Origin of the sequence: Microbacterium alcoholitolerans, from assembly GCF_050408615.1 — a bacterium.
In the GTDB taxonomy this organism is placed as follows: Bacteria; Actinomycetota; Actinomycetes; order Actinomycetales; family Microbacteriaceae; genus Microbacterium.
Map to the genome: position 1 here is coordinate 952902 of NZ_JBNTKD010000001.1, position 18458 is coordinate 971359.

Annotated in this window: 12 protein-coding genes and 1 tRNA gene; 3 read left to right on the top strand and 10 right to left on the bottom strand. The window is 69.8% G+C overall.

What is annotated here, in order from left to right; translation table 11 throughout:
• Positions 1-9 precede the first annotated feature (9 nt).
• Complete coding sequence (locus ACQUSX_RS04590) at positions 10-1239, bottom strand: CDP-glycerol glycerophosphotransferase family protein (RefSeq protein WP_428905781.1); 1230 nt, start codon at positions 1237-1239, stop codon at positions 10-12.
• Between the two features lie 117 nt (positions 1240-1356).
• Here ACQUSX_RS04590 and ACQUSX_RS04595 point away from each other — a divergent pair, with 117 nt between their 5' ends.
• The gene (locus tag ACQUSX_RS04595; protein ID WP_428907588.1) at positions 1357-2376 is read left to right on the top strand and encodes a glycosyltransferase family 2 protein; all 1020 of its coding nucleotides are present in this window, start codon (positions 1357-1359) and stop codon (positions 2374-2376) included.
• 75 nt (positions 2377-2451) lie between these two features.
• Here the strand turns inward: ACQUSX_RS04595 and ACQUSX_RS04600 are convergent, their stop codons facing one another.
• From ACQUSX_RS04600 to ACQUSX_RS04610, 3 genes are read right to left on the bottom strand one after another with little or no spacing between them, the layout of a single operon-like run.
• Positions 2452-3906, bottom strand: coding sequence for a CDP-glycerol glycerophosphotransferase family protein (locus ACQUSX_RS04600; protein ID WP_428905782.1), 1455 nt, complete (start codon positions 3904-3906; stop codon positions 2452-2454).
• Positions 3903-5156, bottom strand: a complete 1254-nt coding sequence (locus ACQUSX_RS04605; protein WP_428905783.1) for a CDP-glycerol glycerophosphotransferase family protein — start codon at positions 5154-5156, stop codon at positions 3903-3905. Before ACQUSX_RS04605 ends, ACQUSX_RS04600 begins: the two co-directional genes overlap by 4 nt.
• Before the next feature lie 49 nt (positions 5157-5205).
• Entirely contained in the window at positions 5206-6768 is a 1563-nt protein-coding gene (locus tag ACQUSX_RS04610) for a S1C family serine protease (RefSeq protein ID WP_428905784.1), read from the bottom strand.
• A 97-nt stretch (positions 6769-6865) separates the two neighbouring features.
• Between ACQUSX_RS04610 and ACQUSX_RS04615 the strand changes: the two genes are divergently transcribed.
• On the top strand, positions 6866-8071 hold the full coding sequence (locus ACQUSX_RS04615; RefSeq protein ID WP_428905785.1) for an aminotransferase class I/II-fold pyridoxal phosphate-dependent enzyme: 1206 nt from the start codon (positions 6866-6868) through the stop codon (positions 8069-8071).
• Between the two features lie 69 nt (positions 8072-8140).
• Here the strand turns inward: ACQUSX_RS04615 and ACQUSX_RS04620 are convergent, their stop codons facing one another.
• From ACQUSX_RS04620 to ACQUSX_RS04635, 4 genes are all read right to left on the bottom strand, one after another.
• Positions 8141-8947, bottom strand: a complete 807-nt coding sequence (locus ACQUSX_RS04620; protein ID WP_428905786.1) for a carbon-nitrogen hydrolase family protein — start codon at positions 8945-8947, stop codon at positions 8141-8143.
• Positions 8948-9011: 64 nt separating this feature from the next.
• Positions 9012-9088 (bottom strand) — tRNA-Met (locus ACQUSX_RS04625).
• A 142-nt stretch (positions 9089-9230) separates the two neighbouring features.
• Entirely contained in the window at positions 9231-12161 is a 2931-nt protein-coding gene (locus tag ACQUSX_RS04630; RefSeq protein ID WP_428905787.1) for a UPF0182 family membrane protein, read from the bottom strand.
• Positions 12162-12233: 72 nt separating this feature from the next.
• Entirely contained in the window at positions 12234-13322 is a 1089-nt protein-coding gene (locus ACQUSX_RS04635; protein ID WP_428905788.1) for a YlbL family protein, read from the bottom strand.
• Between the two features lie 119 nt (positions 13323-13441).
• Here ACQUSX_RS04635 and ACQUSX_RS04640 point away from each other — a divergent pair, with 119 nt between their 5' ends.
• A complete protein-coding gene (locus ACQUSX_RS04640) occupies positions 13442-14833 on the top strand; it encodes a zinc-dependent metalloprotease (RefSeq protein WP_428905789.1) in 1392 nt (463 codons plus the stop codon).
• 930 nt (positions 14834-15763) lie between these two features.
• On the opposite strand, the gene ACQUSX_RS04645 is transcribed toward ACQUSX_RS04640, so the two are convergent.
• Together ACQUSX_RS04645 and nudC are read right to left on the bottom strand one after the other, a co-directional pair.
• Entirely contained in the window at positions 15764-17485 is a 1722-nt protein-coding gene (locus ACQUSX_RS04645; RefSeq protein ID WP_428929948.1) for an ATP-dependent helicase, read from the bottom strand.
• Positions 17482-18396: an NAD(+) diphosphatase gene (nudC, locus tag ACQUSX_RS04650; RefSeq protein WP_428905791.1), complete on the bottom strand. Its 915-nt coding sequence runs from the start codon at positions 18394-18396 to the stop codon at positions 17482-17484. Before nudC ends, ACQUSX_RS04645 begins: the two co-directional genes overlap by 4 nt.
• Between the last annotated feature and the right edge of the window lie 62 nt (positions 18397-18458).

Below are 18458 nucleotides of genomic sequence, written 5' to 3' on the forward strand. Positions count from 1 at the left end.
GGGGCGAGGCTATGCGCTTCCGCGGTCGTGGTGCTGCTCCCAGGCATCCGACAGTCGCTGCACGGCCGCCTCGAAACGTGCCGTCGCGGCGCCGGGCGTCGTGTCGCCGAAGTAGCGCGTGGCCCACCGGCCCAGCCGCGCCACGGCCTCCTCGTCGGCGCGGACGCGCTCGACCTCGTCGACGATGTCGCGCGATCGCTCGGCGGGCAGCCACTCGCAATCCGACAGGTAACCGCTGCGATCGATCTCAGCCTCGTCGCTGACAGGACGGGTGACGAGCAGCGGCTTCCCGGTGGCGAGACGGTCGTAGATCATCGCCGAGACGTCGACGATCGCGACATCGGATGCTGTCAGCTGCCAGCCGATCTCCGGGCCGTCATCATGCACGTGCTGCGCCGTCGGGTCCGCCGCGTTCGCCCGCCCGATCATCGAGATGATCTGCTCGTTCGCCGCGCGGTAGTCGTCGTCCATCACGCCGGTGCGCGGATGCGGACGATAGATGATCCGGTGCCGCCCTGTGGCAAGCAGGCGCTCCACCAGAGTGACGCCGTGACTGCGCACGGAGCCGTAGCTCATCGACGCACGGTCGCCCTCCCACGTCGGAGCGTAGAGCACGACGGTGCGGTCATCGGGCGTGTACGGGAGGTCGCCGGCGAAGTGGTCGGCCTGCGGGCGGCCGATCATCGTGGTGCGGGAGTCGACGTCGTAGTCCCACAGCGCCTCGGCGAGGCGATCGTGCGCGGCCTGACCGGCGATGAACGCGTGATCGTAGGCCTTGTACTGGTTGCTGGCCATGTAGACCTTGTCGGACTCTCCGTGGTTGATGAAGACGTGCCAGCGACGCCCGTAGCGGAACATCCGGAAGTTCCGGGTGTTCTGATTCACGTACAGCACGATGCGGATCTGCTGCCGCGCGAGGAACTGCTCGACCTCGTCGACCGTGGGCGCGAACACCGTGGGCAGCGCGTCATCCTTCAGCAGTGCCTCCGCCCCCAGCGGCGAGCGCGACAGCACGACGACGGGGAATCTGCGGCTGAGCCGCTGCAGCGGCCGGTACCACTGCCTGATCTGGTACATGTTCACGGCCGTGTCGGCGAAGTGCACGGCGATCTGGAACCGATTCTCAGCGAACGGCGTCCGCTGCGCGAGCATCCGGCGCACTCGCTGCCGCGCCGCCCTGGTGGCGAGTGCCCGTCGCAGCAGACGGTACGCCTTCCTGGCATCGCTGATGACGTCCATACGGCGACCGTAGTAGGCCAAGCTCCGAGCCGTCCGAGTTCCACGCCGACCCGTGCATGACATGATCGAGACGTGCACGAGAACGACACGACCGCAGCGGGAGGCGTCTCGTTCGTCATGCCCGTGCTCAACGAGCGCGAGTACCTCGAACACGCCGTCAAATCCGTGCTCGAACAGGATGTCGACGGTCCGACCGAGCTGATCCTGGCCCTCGGACCCTCGACCGACGGCACGACCGAGCTGGCGCAGCGGCTGGCCGCCGCCGATCCCCGCGTGCAGCTGGTCGACAATCCCGCCGCGCACATCCCGGTCGGGCTGAACGCCGCCATCCGCGTCAGCAGATACGCCACGGTCATCCGCGTCGACGCGCACTCGGAGCTGTCCGCCGGCTACGCGCGGCGCGCGCTCGAGACGCTGGAGCGCACCGGTGCTGCGAACGTCGGCGGTGTGATGCGCGCAGAGGGGCGCACGCCCTTCCAGCGGACCGTGGCCCGGCTCTACAACTCCCCCGTCGGCCTCGGCGGGGGCGCGTATCACGGCAGTGATCACGAGGGCGAGGCCGAGTCGGCCTACCTCGGAGTGATGCGCCGGGCTGTGCTCGACGAGGTGGGCCTGTTCGACGAGTCGATCCGCCGCGGCGAGGACTGGGAGCTGAACCTGCGCATCCGCGCAGCCGGGCACCTGGTCTGGTTCGACCCTCGCCTGTCGGTGACCTACTGGCCGCGCGAGAGCTGGTGGCGGCTCGCACGCCAGTTCCGCGCCACCGGCGCCTGGCGCGGCGAGCTGGTGCGCCGCTACGGCCGCAGCAACGGCCTGCGCTTCTTCGCCCCGCCCGCCCTCGTGATCGTCGCCGTGCTCGCGCTGGTCATCGGCATCCTCCAGCTCACGGGCGTGCTGAGCGGTGTGCTCGGCATCGTGGCATCCGCCGTCTATCTGCCCTTGATCGCCTACGCACTACTCGTCGTCGCCGTCGCACTGTCGGGGCGGCGCGGACTGCGCGAGCGGCTGTGGACCATGGCGGTGCTGCCGACCATGCACTTCTCGTGGGGACTCGGCTTCCTCGCCGGGGTGCTGCGCGGCGCCGGCGACACCGTCGACGCCTCCCGCCTCGGCAGCCGGAACACGCCGCTGCCCTGATCCGGCCCGCGGCGAACGGGTGGCCCGGTCGGGCGGTGGGCCCGGTCGGGGTCGTGCGGGCTCGGCCGGCTGGGCTCAGGCGGTGAGCCAGCCCTGATCGAGGATCCGCGAGACGACGCGCTCCGCGGCGCCGCCGTCGTCGAGCTTGTTGAACTGCGCCTTCCAGGCCGCGTAGCGGTCTTGGTAGGCGACGGGCACCTCGGGGTCCTCGAGTGCGCGGACCAGTTGCTCCTGGGTGTGCACCAGGGGCCCGGGCGCACGCTCGGCGAGGTCGAAGTAGAATCCGCGCAGCTCTCCCCGGTAGTGCTCGAGGTCGGGCACCAGGAAGAACATCGGCCGCCCGGTGACGCTGAAGTCGAACATCACCGAGGAGTAGTCGGTGATCAGCGCGTCTGCGATGAGCAGCAGTCGCGCGGTCTCGGGGTAGCCGGTCACGTCGATGACACGCGCGCCGGAGTGATCGCGTCCGGGCTTGAGGGTGCGCGAGTGCCCGCGCACCAGCACGACGGAGTCGGTCTGCGCTGCGAGCTGCTGCGGGTCGATGAAGTCGACCATCTCGCTGCGGTCATCGCGCCAGGTCGGTGCGTACAGCAGCACGCGCTCGTCCGCTCTGATACCCAGAGCCTCCCGGATGGGTGCGGGGTCACCGGTGGTGAACAGGTCGTTGCGCGGGTAGCCCTCGACCCAGAGCGGCTTGCCGAAGAACGCGTAGGCCTTCTTCAGGATGCGCGCCGCGTACACGTTCTGAGCCAGCAGCACGTCCCAGCGGCGGGACTCCTTGATCACGGCCGCCATCCGACGCGGGTCGAATCCCGGCCGGTGCAGGGCGAGCCGCTTGAGCGGCGTGCCGTGCCAGGTCTGCAGCACCCGCTGACCCGGCTTTCGCACGAAGCGCCTGCGCAGCCAGTCGTTGACGATCAGCATCCGCGATTCGGCTCGCGCCCGCCACCATTCCGGGCCGCCCTCCACGACGGGCACGGCACCCTCGGGCACCTCGACCGACAGGTCTGTGACGCTCCAGTACCGGGTGACCGCGGGCGCGCGCTCGGCGAGGACGCGGTCGATCGCACGCGGGTTGCAGCCCGCGTTCTGCCCGTAGAAGCTCTCGAAGAACACCGCGTTCTCGCCCGCGCCGATCTGTGACGCGTACCGCTCCTCGAGGGTCCGCTGCCCCTCCGGAGTCTCGTAGATCGGAGCGATGGGCGCGGCGATGACGACTCGGGTGCCGCGCACCTCGACTCGCAGCGTCGGCAGCAGCACCTGCTCGAGCTCGAGTTCGTCGAGATCGGCCGCCTCAGCGCCGACATCGCCGTCGATCGCGAGGTCGTAGGCTCCGGACGGCAGCGGCAGCTCTGCCCCGCCCCAGCGCGAGGTCCGCAGCGGGAAGGTCGCCTTCCAGGTCTTGCCCCCGCCGGTGAGCCTGCCGCTGACCCGTGCCCGCGGGCCCTCGAGGGTGGCGGACGCGGGGCGGGCTCCTTCGCCCGCGATGACCAGCGTCTCGGCCTGCTCATCTATCAGAGCGGTCGTCATCGTGCTCCCTTCGGCGCGGGGATCCCCCGCGCGCGGATGGCCTGGTACACGCGGCGGGCATTGCGCCCGTCGCGGTGGGCGTGCATGTGTGCGCTGAGCGCCGCCGAGCGATCGGATGCCGCGCTGTACGCGTTCTCGTCGCCGAGCAGGCTGTCGAGCTGGTCGAGGGCCCCGTCCCAGTCACGGGCGTAGTCAGTGCCGGCGACGTCCTCGTAGCGTCCATAGAAGCCGCGTTCGCGGGCGTACTCCACGGCGTCCGGCGCGAGGTAGACGACCGGCATCGACAGCAGGCCCACGTCGTACGCCATCGACGAGTAGTCGGTGATCAGCACGTCCATGCGCGCCAGTGCGGGTGTCGCATCCGGCAGCAGGTCGGAGTTCAGCATCCGCACCCTTCCGCTCGACCACGGGGGCGCGTACGCACCTTCGCCGAGCGGATGCGAGCGGATGAACAGCACGGCATCATGCTTCTCGAGCATTCGCACGATCCGGATCCACTGCTCGGCGGTGGGCACGGCGGGATCGGGCCCGCCGTCGCGCCATGTGGGGGCGTACAGCAGCGCGCTCTGCTCGGAGAGCAGCGGCCCGGTGCGGGTGAGCAGCGTGGTCGCGGCGGCGACGCGTGCGTCGGCGGTGCCGGCGGAGAGGACGTCCACGCGGGGTTCTCCGGTGACGACGACACGGTCATCCCCCAGTCCGAACGCCGATTCGAGACGGCCGCGCGAGCGGTGCGAGGCGGCGGGCAGCACGCGGATGCGCTGCGCCGCCCCCCGGTACAGCAGGGTGAGGATCCGTCGCAGCGCGCCGGCGCCCGGGATGCCGCTCGGAACCTGCGCGGTGACCGGTGAGTCCAGGCCGATGCGCTTGAGCGGGATGCCGTGCCACAGCTGCACGACGAAGCCGTCGCTGCTGCCGTAGCGGTTCACGTCGCCCAGCCCGTGCGTGACCACAAGCACTCCTGCGCGTGCCGTGGCCCACCAGCCGCGCAGCCCGTCCCGACGGCGAGTGCGGATGCCGAGGGCCTTCGCGTCAGCCTCGTCGCGCGGTGTGCGGGCGAGCCAGAGCGTGCGGTGCCCGGCATCCGCCGCCTCGCGGTAGAGCGCGAGCGCGCCATCGCCGACGCCGGCACCGCAGCCGAACACCCAGGTGTCCCCACGCGGCACCAGAAAGGTGCCTATGCGTCCGACGGCATACATCGGCAGCCGGAGCAGCTTGGCCGCGTTGCCGGTTCCGAATGAGAAGGACGCCACCCCGCGAGCCTATCGCGGGGTGGCGTCCTGTCCTGAGAGCGAACCGGGCTCAGAGCGCCAATTCTCCGAGCGTCACCTCGGCGGTGTACGTCTTGCCGGAGCGCACATAGGTGAGCTCGGCGGTGCTGCCGGCGGCCACTGCGCGCACCTGCGCGGTGAGGTCGCTGGCGCTGGTGATCGGTGCGCCGTTGAACTGCGTGACGATGTCGCCGCCGCGCAGGCCGACCTCGTCGGCGGGGCCGTTCGGGGTCGGGTCGACGATCACCGCGCCGGCGACCGCGGCACCCTCGACGCTGGACGCATCGCGCACCGTGGCACCGAGCAGCCCGTGGGTCGCCGCGCCGTTCTCGATGAGCTCGCTCGAGACCCGCTCGGCGATGTTCGAGGGAATCGCGAAGCCCAGGCCGATCGACCCCGACTCGCTGGATTGCGAACTGCCAGCGGTCGCGATGGCGACGTTGATGCCGATCAGCTCGCCCTTGCTGTTCACCAGGGCACCGCCGGAGTTGCCGGGGTTGATCGCCGCGTCGGTCTGGATCACGGCGATCGAGATGGACTGCTGCGCCTGCTGCGCGCCGAGACCAGGGATGTCGAACTGGAAGGGACCGCCTTCGCCCTCGCCGTCCTCGGAGTCGCCGTTCGAGCCGTCACCGGGCTGCTCGCTGTCCGGAGCGTCGTCGGGCAGTGCGGACGACGCGACCTGGATGCTGCGGTTCAGCGCGCTGACGATGCCGGTGGTCACCGAGTTCGACAGCCCCAGCGGGGCGCCGACGGCCACGGCGGTATCGCCGACGTTGAGCTTGCCGGAGTCGGCGAATTCGATCGGCGTGAGGTCGCTCGCGTCCTCGAGCTTGAGGACGGCGAGGTCGTATACCGGATCGGTGCCGACGATCGTGGCCTGGAAGATGCGCCCATCGGAGGTGGTGACGCGGATGTTCGCGTCGCCGACCGCTCCGCCGAGCGTGGCGACGTGCGCGTTGGTCAGCACGTGGCCCTCCTCGTCGAGGATCACACCGGATCCGCTGCCCGCCTCGCTGCTGCCCGCGACCTCGATGGTGACCACCGACGGCAGCACCTCGCTGGCGATCGCGGTGGTCTCGTTGACGGAGCCGGGGTTGTTGACGGTGACGGTCTGCGGTCCGGACGCCGACTGCGAGGACGGCTGTTCAAGAACCGCGGCACCGATCGCGCTGCCGCCGAATCCGGCGACACCGCCGACGATGGCGGCGGCGAGGATCAGACCGGCGATCTTCACCGGACCCCCGCTCTTCCTCTCAGTCTGGGAGACGGGTGCCGTGTACGCGCCGACCGGCGCGGTGCTGCCTGCGCCGTGGTGGTCCTGGTGGGGCTGCTGGGGCGCCGTGCCGAACGAGGCACCCGGCTGCGAGGGCGCGGTGTACGGCGCCTGGAAGACGGGGGCGGGCTGCTGGTGTGAGCCGAACGTGTTCGGGATGCTGTGCCCGATGGGAGCCTGCGGGCTCGCCTGTGGATGCGGCTGCGCGGACGTCTGCGGATCCGGCTGCGCCGGCGTCTGCGGGTTCGGGCGAGTCGGAGTCGCACCGACGTCCGGCTGCTCGGGGTTCGAGGCCTGGCCGTTGTTGTTGTCGCTCATCATCTGCTCCTTCTCGACGTGATATCAGAGTCGCAAGCGAGTCTGTGCGTTTCGTATGGCGAAGGTGGAATTCCCCTATGGTCTTAGCCTGTTCTGCATGGATGTCATTTCCGGCGCCTGGCGGCGCACTGCTGCAGGGGCAGGCCTGCTCTCCCCGCGGGGTGAGGTCGCGCCCACCATTTTCGCAGAGATGTCGGCCGCAGCGGTCAGAACCGGGGCGATCAACCTCGGCCAGGGCTTCCCGGACGAGGATGGCCCGCAGGAGGTGCTCGAAGCGGCTCGGGATGCCATCGCCCGGGGTGCGAACCAGTACCCGCCGGGGCGGGGCATCCCCGATCTGCGCACGGCGATCAGCGAGCATCAGCGACGGTTCTACGACCTCGCCGTCGATCCGGACAGCGAGGTCCTCGTCACCGCCGGGGCGACCGAGGCGCTGACGGCGACGCTGCTCGCCCTGATCGACGGGCCCGAAGACGAGGTGGTCGTCTTCGAGCCGTACTACGATTCCTACGCCGCGGCCGTCGCGCTGGCGGGCGGGCGCCTGCGCACCGTACCGCTGCGCCGGCCGGACTTCCAGCCGGATCTCGACGAGCTCGCAGCATCCGTCACCGACCGCACGCGCATCATCCTCGTCAACGATCCGCACAACCCGACCGGTGCGGTGTTCTCACCCGAGGTGCGATCCGAGGTGGTGCGGCTTGCGAACGCGCACGACGCGATCATCGCCACCGACGAGGTGTACGAGCATCTGTCCTTCCGCGGGCCGCATGTGCCGATCGCCACCCTGCCCGGCGCGGCTGAGCGGACCCTCACGATCTCGTCGGCAGGCAAGACCTTCAACGTCACCGGGTGGAAGATCGGCTGGGTGCACGGTCCGGCGGCGCTGATCACCGCAGTGCTGACAGTGAAGCAGTACCTGACCTATGTGAACGGGTCGCCGTTCCAGCCCGCGGTGGCGGTCGGCCTGCGGATGCCGGATGCGTACTTCACGGATGCCGCTGCCGAGCTGCTGCGCAAGCACGAGCTTCTCGGCGCAGCGCTGCGCACAGCGGGTTTCGAGACGCACACCCCGCAGGGCGGGTACTTCACCGTCGCAGATGCCACGGCCCTCGGCGGAGCGGATGCCGCGGCGTTCTGCCGCGCGCTGCCGGAGCGCGCCGGCGTCGTCGCGATCCCCCTCACGGCATTCGTCGCTGCGGAGCACCGGGGCGACTACGCAGGTCTGGTGCGGTTCGCGGCCTGCAAGCGCACCGAGGTGCTCGAGGAAGCCGCCCGCCGCCTGGCATCCCTCCGCGATGCGTGACGGATCACTGACGGCGCACGGCGTGTCGTCGCCCGGCGCAGGGCGACACACCGGGCCGGCGCGCGAGCGTCAGTTATTCGGCACGACGCGGTAGCGCCGCAGGGCGAGGGCGGGGTTCGTCTCGCGGGTGCGTGTGACCAGGTCGGGATCGATGGATGCCAAAGCGATGCCCTCCCCCGCGCTGACGCCCGCGACGACCACGCCCTGCGGGTCGATCACCTGCGAGAAGCCGACGCCGATCGGTCCGGGATGGTCGGCCGCGATCACGTAGACCGTGTTCTCGATCGCGCGCGCGGTGAGCAGCGTGTTCCAGTGGTGCTCCTTGAGCGGGCCGCGCACCCATTCGGCCGGCACGACGATCGCGTCGACGCCGGCATCCGCCAGCGTCCTGGCAACCTCGGGAAAGCGCAGGTCGTAGCAGGTCATCAGACCGAATCGGATGCCGCCCACCTCGAACACGGCGGCTCCGCCGAGCTCACCGGGAGCGATCCAGTCGGACTCCTTCTGTCCGAACGCGTCGTACAGGTGCTGCTTGCGGTAGACAGACAGCACACCGGCATCCGAAACCGCGACGACCGTGTTGTGCACCCGCCCGTCATCCGCGCTCTCGATGAGTCCGGCGACCACGGTGACGCCGTGCGCGGCGGCGAGTGTCTGCAGCGCGCTCGCGAACGCCCCGTCCAGCGTCTCGGCGTTGACCGCGAGCGAGTCGTCGAACGGGCTGACGAAGTAGTTGGAGTACTCCGGAAGCACGATGAGCCGCGCGCCGCGGCGAGCGGAATCCGCGACGAGTGACGCGACGCGAGCGCGGTTGGCTGCCGGGTCGGCTCCCGGGGCGAACTGGCTGACGGCGACGAGAGCGGCGGATGCTGTCATGCGCCCATCCTCGCATCCGGAGACGAAGAAGGCCCCGTCCTTGCGGACGAGGCCTTCTTCTCACTGGTTGCGGGGGCAGGATTTGAACCTACGACCTCCGGGTTATGAGCCCGGCGAGCTACCGAACTGCTCCACCCCGCGGCACGTCTTAAAGCCTAACACGGCTCTGAGGACAGGGCGAATCGACGGCATCCGATCGTGAGTGCCGGGCGTGTCCCCCGCACGCAGGAGGAGGGCACCCCGTGACGGGACGCCCTCCTCCTTGCCTGCTGAGACGCGGCTGCTACTCGGCAGCCTGACCCTCGAGCGCGAGCAGCTGCTCGATCGCCCGCGTCAGCTTCTTGTCCTCGACGGCGAACTTCTCCAGGTCGCCGGCCTTCAGTGCCGCCTCGCGGGCAGCGAGGGCGCTGCGCGCATCCTCGAGAGCCGCAGCCATGGCATCCGACGGCGGCGCGGGAGTGCTGCCCTCATCCGGATCGGTCGGCTCGGTGGGCTCGGTCGGGGCATCCGGATCGGTCGGGGTGACGTCCTCATCCCCACCGGTCGCACCGGCGTCGCCGCCGAACAGCGCGTCGAGCGCCTCGGTCAGCGTGTCCTCGAAGGCCACACGGTCGCCGAAGGCGACCAGCACCTTGCGGAGGTTCGGCAGCTTCGTGCCCTCGGACGACTGCACGAACACCGGCTGCACGTAGAGCAGACCGCCGCCGACCGGAAGGGTCAGCAGGTTGCCGTACTTGACCTCGGAGTTTCCGAGCGTCAGGACGTTCAGCTGGTCGGCGATCTGCGTGTCGGAGTCGAACGTGTTCTGCACCTGACCGGGGCCCGGCACCGTCGTCGCCGCGTCGATCTCGAGCAGTCGCAGCGTGCCGTAGCTGTCGGATTTCACGCCCGCCTCCGATCCGGCATCCGAATCGACGGCGAGGTAGCCCATCAGCACCTCTCGACTCTCACCCTGCTGCGCGGCGGGGATGAACGTCGAGAACATCGAGAAGCTGGCCTCATCCTGCCCAGGCATCTTCATCGACAGGTAGTACGGCGGCTGCAGGCGGTCCTTGGCGCGCGGGTCGTCCGGCGTCTGCCAGCGGTTGACCTCCTGCGCGAACGCGTTCGCGTTGTCGATGTGGTAGACGCCGAGCACGTCGCGCTGCACCTTGAACAGGTCGGTCGGATAGCGCACATGGCTCATCAGCTCACCCGACATCTCGCTGATCGGCTTGACCGTCGACGGGTAGATGTTCTGCCAGGTCTCGAGGATCGGGTCCTCCTCATCCCAGGCGTACAGCGTCACCGAGCCGTCGTACGCGTCGACGGTCGCCTTCACGGAGTTGCGGATGTAGTTGATGTTGTCGAACGCGACGGCCGGAGCCGGGGTGCGCGAGTCGGCGATCGCATCCTGCAGACTCACCGTCGTCGAGTACGGGTAGGTCGCACTGGTGGTGAAGCCGTCGACGATCCACACGATCCGGCCATCGACCACGCTGGGGTACGGGTCCTGGTCGAGCGTGAGGTACGGCGCGACCTTCTGCACACGCTCCTTGGGGTCGCGGTCGTACAGGATCTGCGACTCGTCGTTGACGAGGTTCGAGAACAGGATCTGCTCGGACTGGAACTTCATCGCGTACAGCAGCTTGCGGAAGGTGCTGCCGATGCGTGGCCCGCCGTCGCCCTCGAACGTCGTCTTGGTGTCGCTGGCGCCGTCCTGGCCGCGCGGGAAGTCGATCTCGACCGGGTCGGTGCCCTCGGGGGCGCCGACGATCGAGTACTCGGGCGACGACTCGCCGAAGTACACGCGGGGCTCGTACTCCTGCGTGTCGGTGAGCACACCCTGCGTCGGGATGCCGCGCTCGAGGAACACCGGCTCACCGTCGTCGGTGCGCTGGTTTCCGGCCATGGCGACCAGACCGTAGCCGTGCGTGTACACGGCGGCGCGGTTGTTCCAGCTGTCTCCGCCGCCGAGCCTGGTCATGTCGAGGTCGCGCACGGACACCACGGTGTCCTGCATCTCGCCGTCGACCTCGTAGCGGTCGACGTCCAGCTCGGGAGCGAACTGGTAGTACGAGCGGTACTGCTCGAGCTGGCGCACCGTGGGGCTGATCACGGCGGGATCCATGATGCGCACCGACGCCGTCGTCTCGGCGTCCTCGCGCAGCTGCCCCGGCTCGGTGTCGGTGGTCGCCATGAAGGAGGTGACCTCCATGTCGGCGACACCGTACGCCTCCTGCGTGCTGGCGATGTTCCGCTCGTAGAACTCGGCCTGGTACGCGTTCTCGTTCGGTGCGACCTGGAAGGTGGTCACCACCCACGGGTAGCCCATGCCGACGACGAGCGAGGCGACGATCAGCAGCGCCGTCGCCACCAGCGGGAAGCGCCAGCGGCCGATGATCGCGGTGACGAAGAAGAGCAGGGCGACCACTGCCGACAGGATCGACAGGATCGCAAGACCTGGGATCGTGGCGTTGACGCCGGTGTAGGCGGCACCCGTGATGCGACCCTCGGACTGCACGAGAGTGAGGTAGCGGTCCAGCCACAGGCTGACCGCCTGCACCGCGAGATAGAGGCCCGCGAGCACGGCGAGCTGGATGCGAGCCGGCTTCGAGATGCGCAGCTCGCGCTGACCGATCTGCACCGACCCGTACAGGTACGACACCAGCGCGGTGATCACCAGGCTCAGCAGCAGCACAGCCGACACGAACGCCAGCAGCAGCGAGTAGAACGGCATGGCGAACAGGTAGAAGCCCGTGTCGACGCCGAACTGCGGGTCGAGCGTGTCGGTGCTGACGCCGTTCAGCCAGAGCAGCACGGTCTGCCAGTTGCCCGCCGCCGCGAATCCGGCGAACACGCCGAAGAACACCGGCATGCCCCACATCGCCAGTCGGCGCAGCGGCTCGATGACCTCCTGGTAGCGGTCGAGCTGCGAGCTGAGTCGCACGTAGACGGGGCGCAGCCGGTAGGCCAGCTGGATGCACACGAAGATCGGCACCGCCATGCCGAAGAATCCGATGACGAACATCGTCGCCGTGGCGATCCACTGCGTCGTCAGCACTGACGCGAAGTCGAGCTGGTCGAACCAGAGGTACTCCGTGTACAGCGATGAGAACACGAAGAACGCCGCGATCAGGGCGGCGATGATCGCCACCGAGATCACGAGGATGCGTCGTGAGGTGCTGGGCGGGCTGCTGGGCGTGGCCGGGCTGGGCGCTGAGGTCGAGGTCACCGTCCCATCCTAGGCAGGTGCCCCTATGCGGCGGCCGCGAGTACGCTCAGCGCGGACGCGGCCCCACCGGCGTCAGGATGCCGTGCACACCGGGAGCTCGGAGGTGTCGTCGCCATCGGCGATGGTCTCGAGGATGTGCAGCGACTCCTCCAGGGTTCCGGTGCGGAACACCTGCAGACCGGACGGCACATGACCGACGACCTCGTCGCAGTTGCTCTCCGGCGCGAGGAAGATCGTCGCACCGCCGTCGCGTGCACCGAAGAGCTTCTGCCGGATGCCGCCGATCGGCCCCACGGTGCCGGCGGCGTCGATCGTGCCGGTGCCGGCCACGTTCTCGCCGCCGTTGAGTTTCCCGGGAGTCATCGTGTCGATGATCCCGAGGGCGAACATCATCCCGGCGCTCGGCCCGCCGACGTTGTCCAACTGCAGCTGCACGTCCACCGGGAAGTCGTACTCCGTCGTCAGCGAGATGCCCACCAGCCAGGTCACCTCGCCCGCGGCATCCGTCGTCTCCTCGGGCGTGATCGCGATGTCCCGCTCCTCGCCGTCGCGCGCTACGGTCAGCGTGACCTCGGCGCCGCCGGCTGCCTGGATCGCGTCCCGCAGCACCGTCGCGGAGTCGACGTCGACGCCGTCGATCGCGAGGATCGTGTCATCCGCCTCGAGGATGCCGTCAGCCGGGGTGTCCTCGATGGGCTCGACCACCTTGACCTCTGCCCCCACGTCGTATCCGAGCTCGATGAGCGCGGCTGCGGTCGCCTCGTGCTGCGAGTCGACCATCAGGTCGGCGTTGCGCTCGTTGCGCTGCTCGGAGGTGACGCCCTCGGGGAAGAACGTGTCCAGTGGCACGACGGCGCGCGACGGATCGAACCACGCCATCGCGAGCTCGAACCAGGTGGGTGTGCGCTCCGGGTTGCCCACCACGAGCAGGGTGGTCAGATCGAGCGTGCCGGCGGTCGGGTACGTCCGAGCGCCGTCCACCTCGATGAGCGGGACCTTCTCGCCGTCGGCGCTGAGTGCTGTGCCGAGAGTGTCGTAGATGGGCCCGGGGCGCTGGATCACGTACTGCGTCGGCACGAAGGTGAGGCCGACGAGCGCGACGAGCGCCACGCTGAGGGCGATGACGCCGGTCAGCGTGCCGGCATTGCGGCGAGGGGACACGGAACCTCCGGGGCGTTCGCGAGCGGCGTACAGCGATCCGGCCCCTCAGGGTCTGAGCACAGGATCGTGTGACTAGCGTAGAGCGCACACGCCAAGAGCATGCTGAGAGGGCGATTCGCATGGCAGATGACGAACAGGATCCTTCGGAATTCGAGGAGATGCTCCGCCGCATGATGTCCGGCGGGCAGATCGACCCTGAAGCGCTGCGCGATGCGCTCTCGGGCATGGGCGGCATGGGCGGCATGCAGATCGATCCGGCGCAGATGGCCGGGTTCATGTCGCAGATGCAGGGCATGTTCGCCGCGGATCCCTGGCAGAGCGCGCAGCAGCAGGCGCTGCACATCGCGAACCGTGACGGCCTCGGCATCACCGACGGCTCGCGGTCCTCGCTGCTGGATGCATTCGGGCTGGCGAACCTGTGGCTCAGCGAGGCCACCACGATCTCCGAGCTCGCCTCGCCCCCGCAGGCCATGACGCGCGGCGAATGGGTCGAGCGCACGCTGCCGGTGTGGAAGGAGATCGCCTCTCCTGTGTCGACGTCGATCGCCGATGCGCTGACGGATGCCCTCGAGACGCAGGTCCCCGAAGAGATGCAGAGCATGGTGCAGGGCGCCGGCCAGCTGATGAGGGGCCTGGGCGGCTCGCTGTTCGCCGCGCAGTTCGGTCAGGTGCTCGGTCGCCTGTCGCTGGAGGTCGTCTCCGGCGGTGACGTGGGCATCCCGGTGCTTCCGCCCGGCACCGCTGCGGTGATCCCGCAGAACATCGCCGACTTCGGCGAGGGCCTCGAGATCCCCGAGGATCAGATCTCCCTCTACCTGGCGGTGCGCGAGCTGGCCTATGCGCGGCTGTACCGGCACGCCAAGTGGCTGCACCTGCACGTGCTCTCGCAGATCACCGACTTCGCCCGCGGAGTGACCGTCGACATCGACGCGCTCGAGGATGTCGCCTCGCGCCTGGACCCCTCCGACCCGGAGGAGCTGCGCGCGGCGATCGAGGGCGGTGCGCTGCTTCCGGCGCAGACCGAGGCGCAGCGCGAGTCGCTGACCCGGCTGGAGAACCTCATCGCCACCATCGACGGATGGGTCGATGTCGTCACCGAGCAGGCCATCGCGCGCCTGCCGGACGGACCGCGGCTCGCCGAGGCCGCTCGACGCCGTCGCGCCGTCGGCGGCCCCGCCGAGGATGCGCTGGGTGCACTGGTCGGGCTCAAGCTGCGTCCGCGCCGGCTCCGTGAGGCGTCGGCGATGTGGCGAGCGGTGACGGATGCTGTCGGCGTCGCGGCCCGTGATTCCTTGTGGGACTACCCGGACATCATGCCGCAGTCGACCGACATCGATGACCCGAAGGCGCTCATCGCGCGACTCGAGGCCATGCAGCGCGGCGAGGCACCTGTTGCCGACGAGTTGGACGAGGCGCTGGCCCGGCTGCTCGACGGCGAGGACTTCGGCGATGCGCCCGGCGATGACGCCCCCGACGACGACGCCCGTCCGGACGGTGACCGCCCCGTCTGACCGACCTGCCGGCATCATCGCCCCTGCTGAACGTCCCCGCCCCTGCTGAGCGTCCCCGCCCCTGCTGAGTTCCGTAAACGAGCAGGGGCGGCGACGAGGAGCAGGGGCGGCGGCGACCGGCTGCTCGGACCCGCGGCCGGTTGTCCACAATCCGGCGGGTGCCGGATTCCATCCACAGATCGTGTGACGGCGTCCCACTCCCATCACCGCGTGGCGAGAATCGGGGCATGAGTCCCGTGACCCCGCCGACGCTGACAAGACTGGATCCTCGCTACCCCGTGCTGTGGCGCGACGAGCGGACCGTGCAGTTCGGCGCAGAGGGCGTGGTGCGGCTGGAGGTCACCGGCGATTGGATGGAGCCGCTGCTGCAGCAGCTGTGCGCGGGCATCCGACGCTCCTCCTTCGACGTGGTGGCGCACGGCTTCGGCGCTCCCCGCGACGCCGCGCGTCGGATGCTCGAGGCCCTGCGCCCGGTGCTGGTCGATGATGCCCCGCCCGCACCTCCGGTGTGGGTGGACGAGGTGAACATCGGCGACGGCCGCGTCGGCGAGCGCATGCGGCAGGCGCTGCACGACGAGGGCATCGACGAGGCCGCGCGGGGTGCAGCGGGGGCCGTCGCCGTGGTCGCGATTGGAGGTGCGGCCGCCGCGCTGCAGCTCGCGCCCTACCTGCGCGACGACGTGCCGCACCTGCCGGTGGGCTTCGAGCAGAACGCCGCGCTGATCGGTCCTCTCGTTGTGCCCGGCCGGACGCCGTGCCTCTCGTGCCGCGATGCGCATGAGCGACGTCGCGACCCGGCGTGGCCGATGCTGCACGCGCAGCTCGTAGGACGCTCGGTGGTCATCGGTGCCGCGCAGATCGTGCAGGCCGCGGCGCTCGTCGCGCGCGTGCTCCGCACTCCCACGCCGTCGGCCGGGCTGATGGTGCGCGTCAGTCCGGACGGGCGGCACGCCTGGCGTTCGGTGCGACATCACGAAGGATGCCCGTGCCTCGAGATGTCGTCCCGATCTCTGCCAGAAAGCGCGACGGCGACCGCTCCCCCCGCCCCGCCGAACGCGACCACGTCAGCGCCAGCGTTCGCGCGGCCCGCGTGATGCCGACGTAGGCGAGCCGCCGCTCCTCGTCGATCTGCTCGAACGTCGAGGCGTACGAGATCGGAAGCGCGCCCTCCGCCCAGCCCGCCAGCAGCACGTGCGGCCATTCCAGGCCCTTCGCCGCGTGCAGCGTCGACAGGGTCACGGTGTGCAGCACGGGCTCGTGCTGGTCCTGCGCGCGGGCCATCAGCTGGTCCGCGAACACGCGCAGAGTGGTGCCGACCGGTGCCTCTTCGGCCAGGCGGAGAATGGCTCGTCGAGCCTCCCATCCGTCGCGCTGCGCACCGCCGGCCGCCGGCGGCTCCTCGGTGAAGCCGAGTCCGCGCAGCACATCGCGCACGGACGGCAGGAATCCAGCATCCGTCGGCGCCACGGCTGCTCCGCGCAGTGCCAGCACCGCCTGACGGACCTCGGGCATGTCGAAGAATCGGGTGCCGCCGAGCACAGTGGTGGCGATGCCACGCGCGGCGAGCGCCTGCTGCAGAACCGCCGACTGGGCGTGCGCGCGGTAGAGCACCGCGATGTCGGCCGGCGATGCGCCGGAGGCGATCCGGCGCACGATCGCCTCGGCGATGCCGGCGGCCTCGTCCTGCTCAGTCTCGAACGCAGTCACCGTAGGGGTCTCGCTGCCGAATCCGCTGCTCGCCGGTTCCAGCGCGAGCGCGCCCGGGCGCCCCCGCATCAGCGCATTGGCGGCCTCGAGGATCGGCTCCTGCGAGCGGTAATTCGTCTCGAGCCGCACGACCGTGGCATCCGTGTGACGTCGTTCGAACTCCAGCAGGTAGCGCTGCTGGGCGCCTGCGAACGAGTAGATCGTCTGGCTGGCGTCGCCGACGACGCAGATGTCGCGCCGATCGCCGAGCCAGAGCTCGAGCAGGCGGTTCTGCAGCGGGGAGACGTCCTGGTACTCGTCGACGGTGAAATGGCGGTACTGCTCGTGCACCGCCGCAGCGACGCGGCTCTCGGCCTCGAGCATCCCCGCGCATGCCAGCAGCACGTCCTCGAAGTCGAGTTGGCGCCGATCGTCCTTGAGCGCCTCGTACGCCGCCTGCAGTTCCAGGAGCTGCTCGGCTCGGATGCCGGTGATCGGCCGATCCTGCGCGGCGTACTGCTCGATCGAGAGCATCGAGACCTTGCGCCACTCGATCTCGGATGCGATGTCGCGCAGCGTCGCCGTGCTCAGCCGCAGACGCATGGCATCGGCGGCCTGCCCCAGCATCCGCACCTTGTTGTCGATGATGCCCGGCGCGGTGTCACCGGTGAGAGTCGGCCAGAAGAAATTGAGCTGCTTCAGCGCCGCCGAGTGGAAGGTGCGCGCGGCGACCCCGCCGACACCGAGTTCACGCAGCCGTCCGCGCAGCTCACCCGCCGCCTTCGCGGTGAACGTGACGGCGAGCACGCGCGAAGGCGTATACGCGCCGGTGTCCACACCATGCGCGATGCGGTGGGTGATCACACGGGTCTTGCCGGTGCCGGCACCGGCCAGCACCGCGACGGGTCCGCGCAGCACGGATGCCGCCTCGCGCTGCCGCTCGTCGAGGGCGTCGAGTGCACTCACTTCGACTCGCTTCGCTCGCTCAGCGCACCGCACTTCGACTCCTCGTGCCAGTGGCGGATCAGGCTGCGAGCGATCGAAGACTCCCCCGGCAGGCCGACCGGACCGTCACCGGCCAGTGCGGTGCCGATCTCGTCCCTGGTGAACCAGCGCACGTCGATGATCTCCGCTCCGTCCGCCACCGCCTCCTGCTCATCGATCGCGACAGCGCGGAAGCCGATCATCAGCGAACGCGGATACGGCCACGCCTGCGAGCCGAGGTAGCGCAGACTGCTCAGGCGCACTCCGGCCTCTTCGGCGATCTCGCGGTGGACCGTGCCCTCCAGCGACTCCCCCGCTTCGACGAAGCCCGCGAAGCAGGAGTACATCCGGCCGCGCCAATTGGCGTTGGCGCCGAGCAGCAGCTTCTGGCCGTCCGGGCTCTCGACGGCGACGATGACCGCGGGATCGGTGCGCGGAAAATGGTCCCGTCGACAGGGCTCGCAGCGTCGTGCCCAGCCGGCCTGCTGCAGCTGCATGCGCGTACCGCACGATGAGCAGTGCGGTGCATCGACCAGCCAGCCCGCCAGGGCGATCGCGGTGACGAACAATTCCGTCTCGTACGCCGACAGGCGGCCGCCGGCGTCGCGCAGCCCCAGCCAGGTCTCGTCGGGTGCGGTGTCGATGCTATCGGCGCTGACGGGGACGGATGCCAGCAGCAGCGCCGCACCGTCGGCATCCCGTCCGAGGAGCGCCCATTCGGCGTCGCCGACGGTGCCGGCATCCACGCGGAGCACCGCGCCGGACTGCACGCGGAGGCGTCCGTCGCGGACGACCACGACGCGCGTCTCGGGCTGGCTGCGCAGTCGTTCGATCACATCGGGGTCGGTGCGCAGGTCGGCTGCTCTGTCGAGGATGTCTCGCGGCTGCGTCATGCGATCCCCTTGCTTCTCGTGCTGTTCTTCTGCTCACCGCGTGCTTTGGAGGCCGTGCCAGT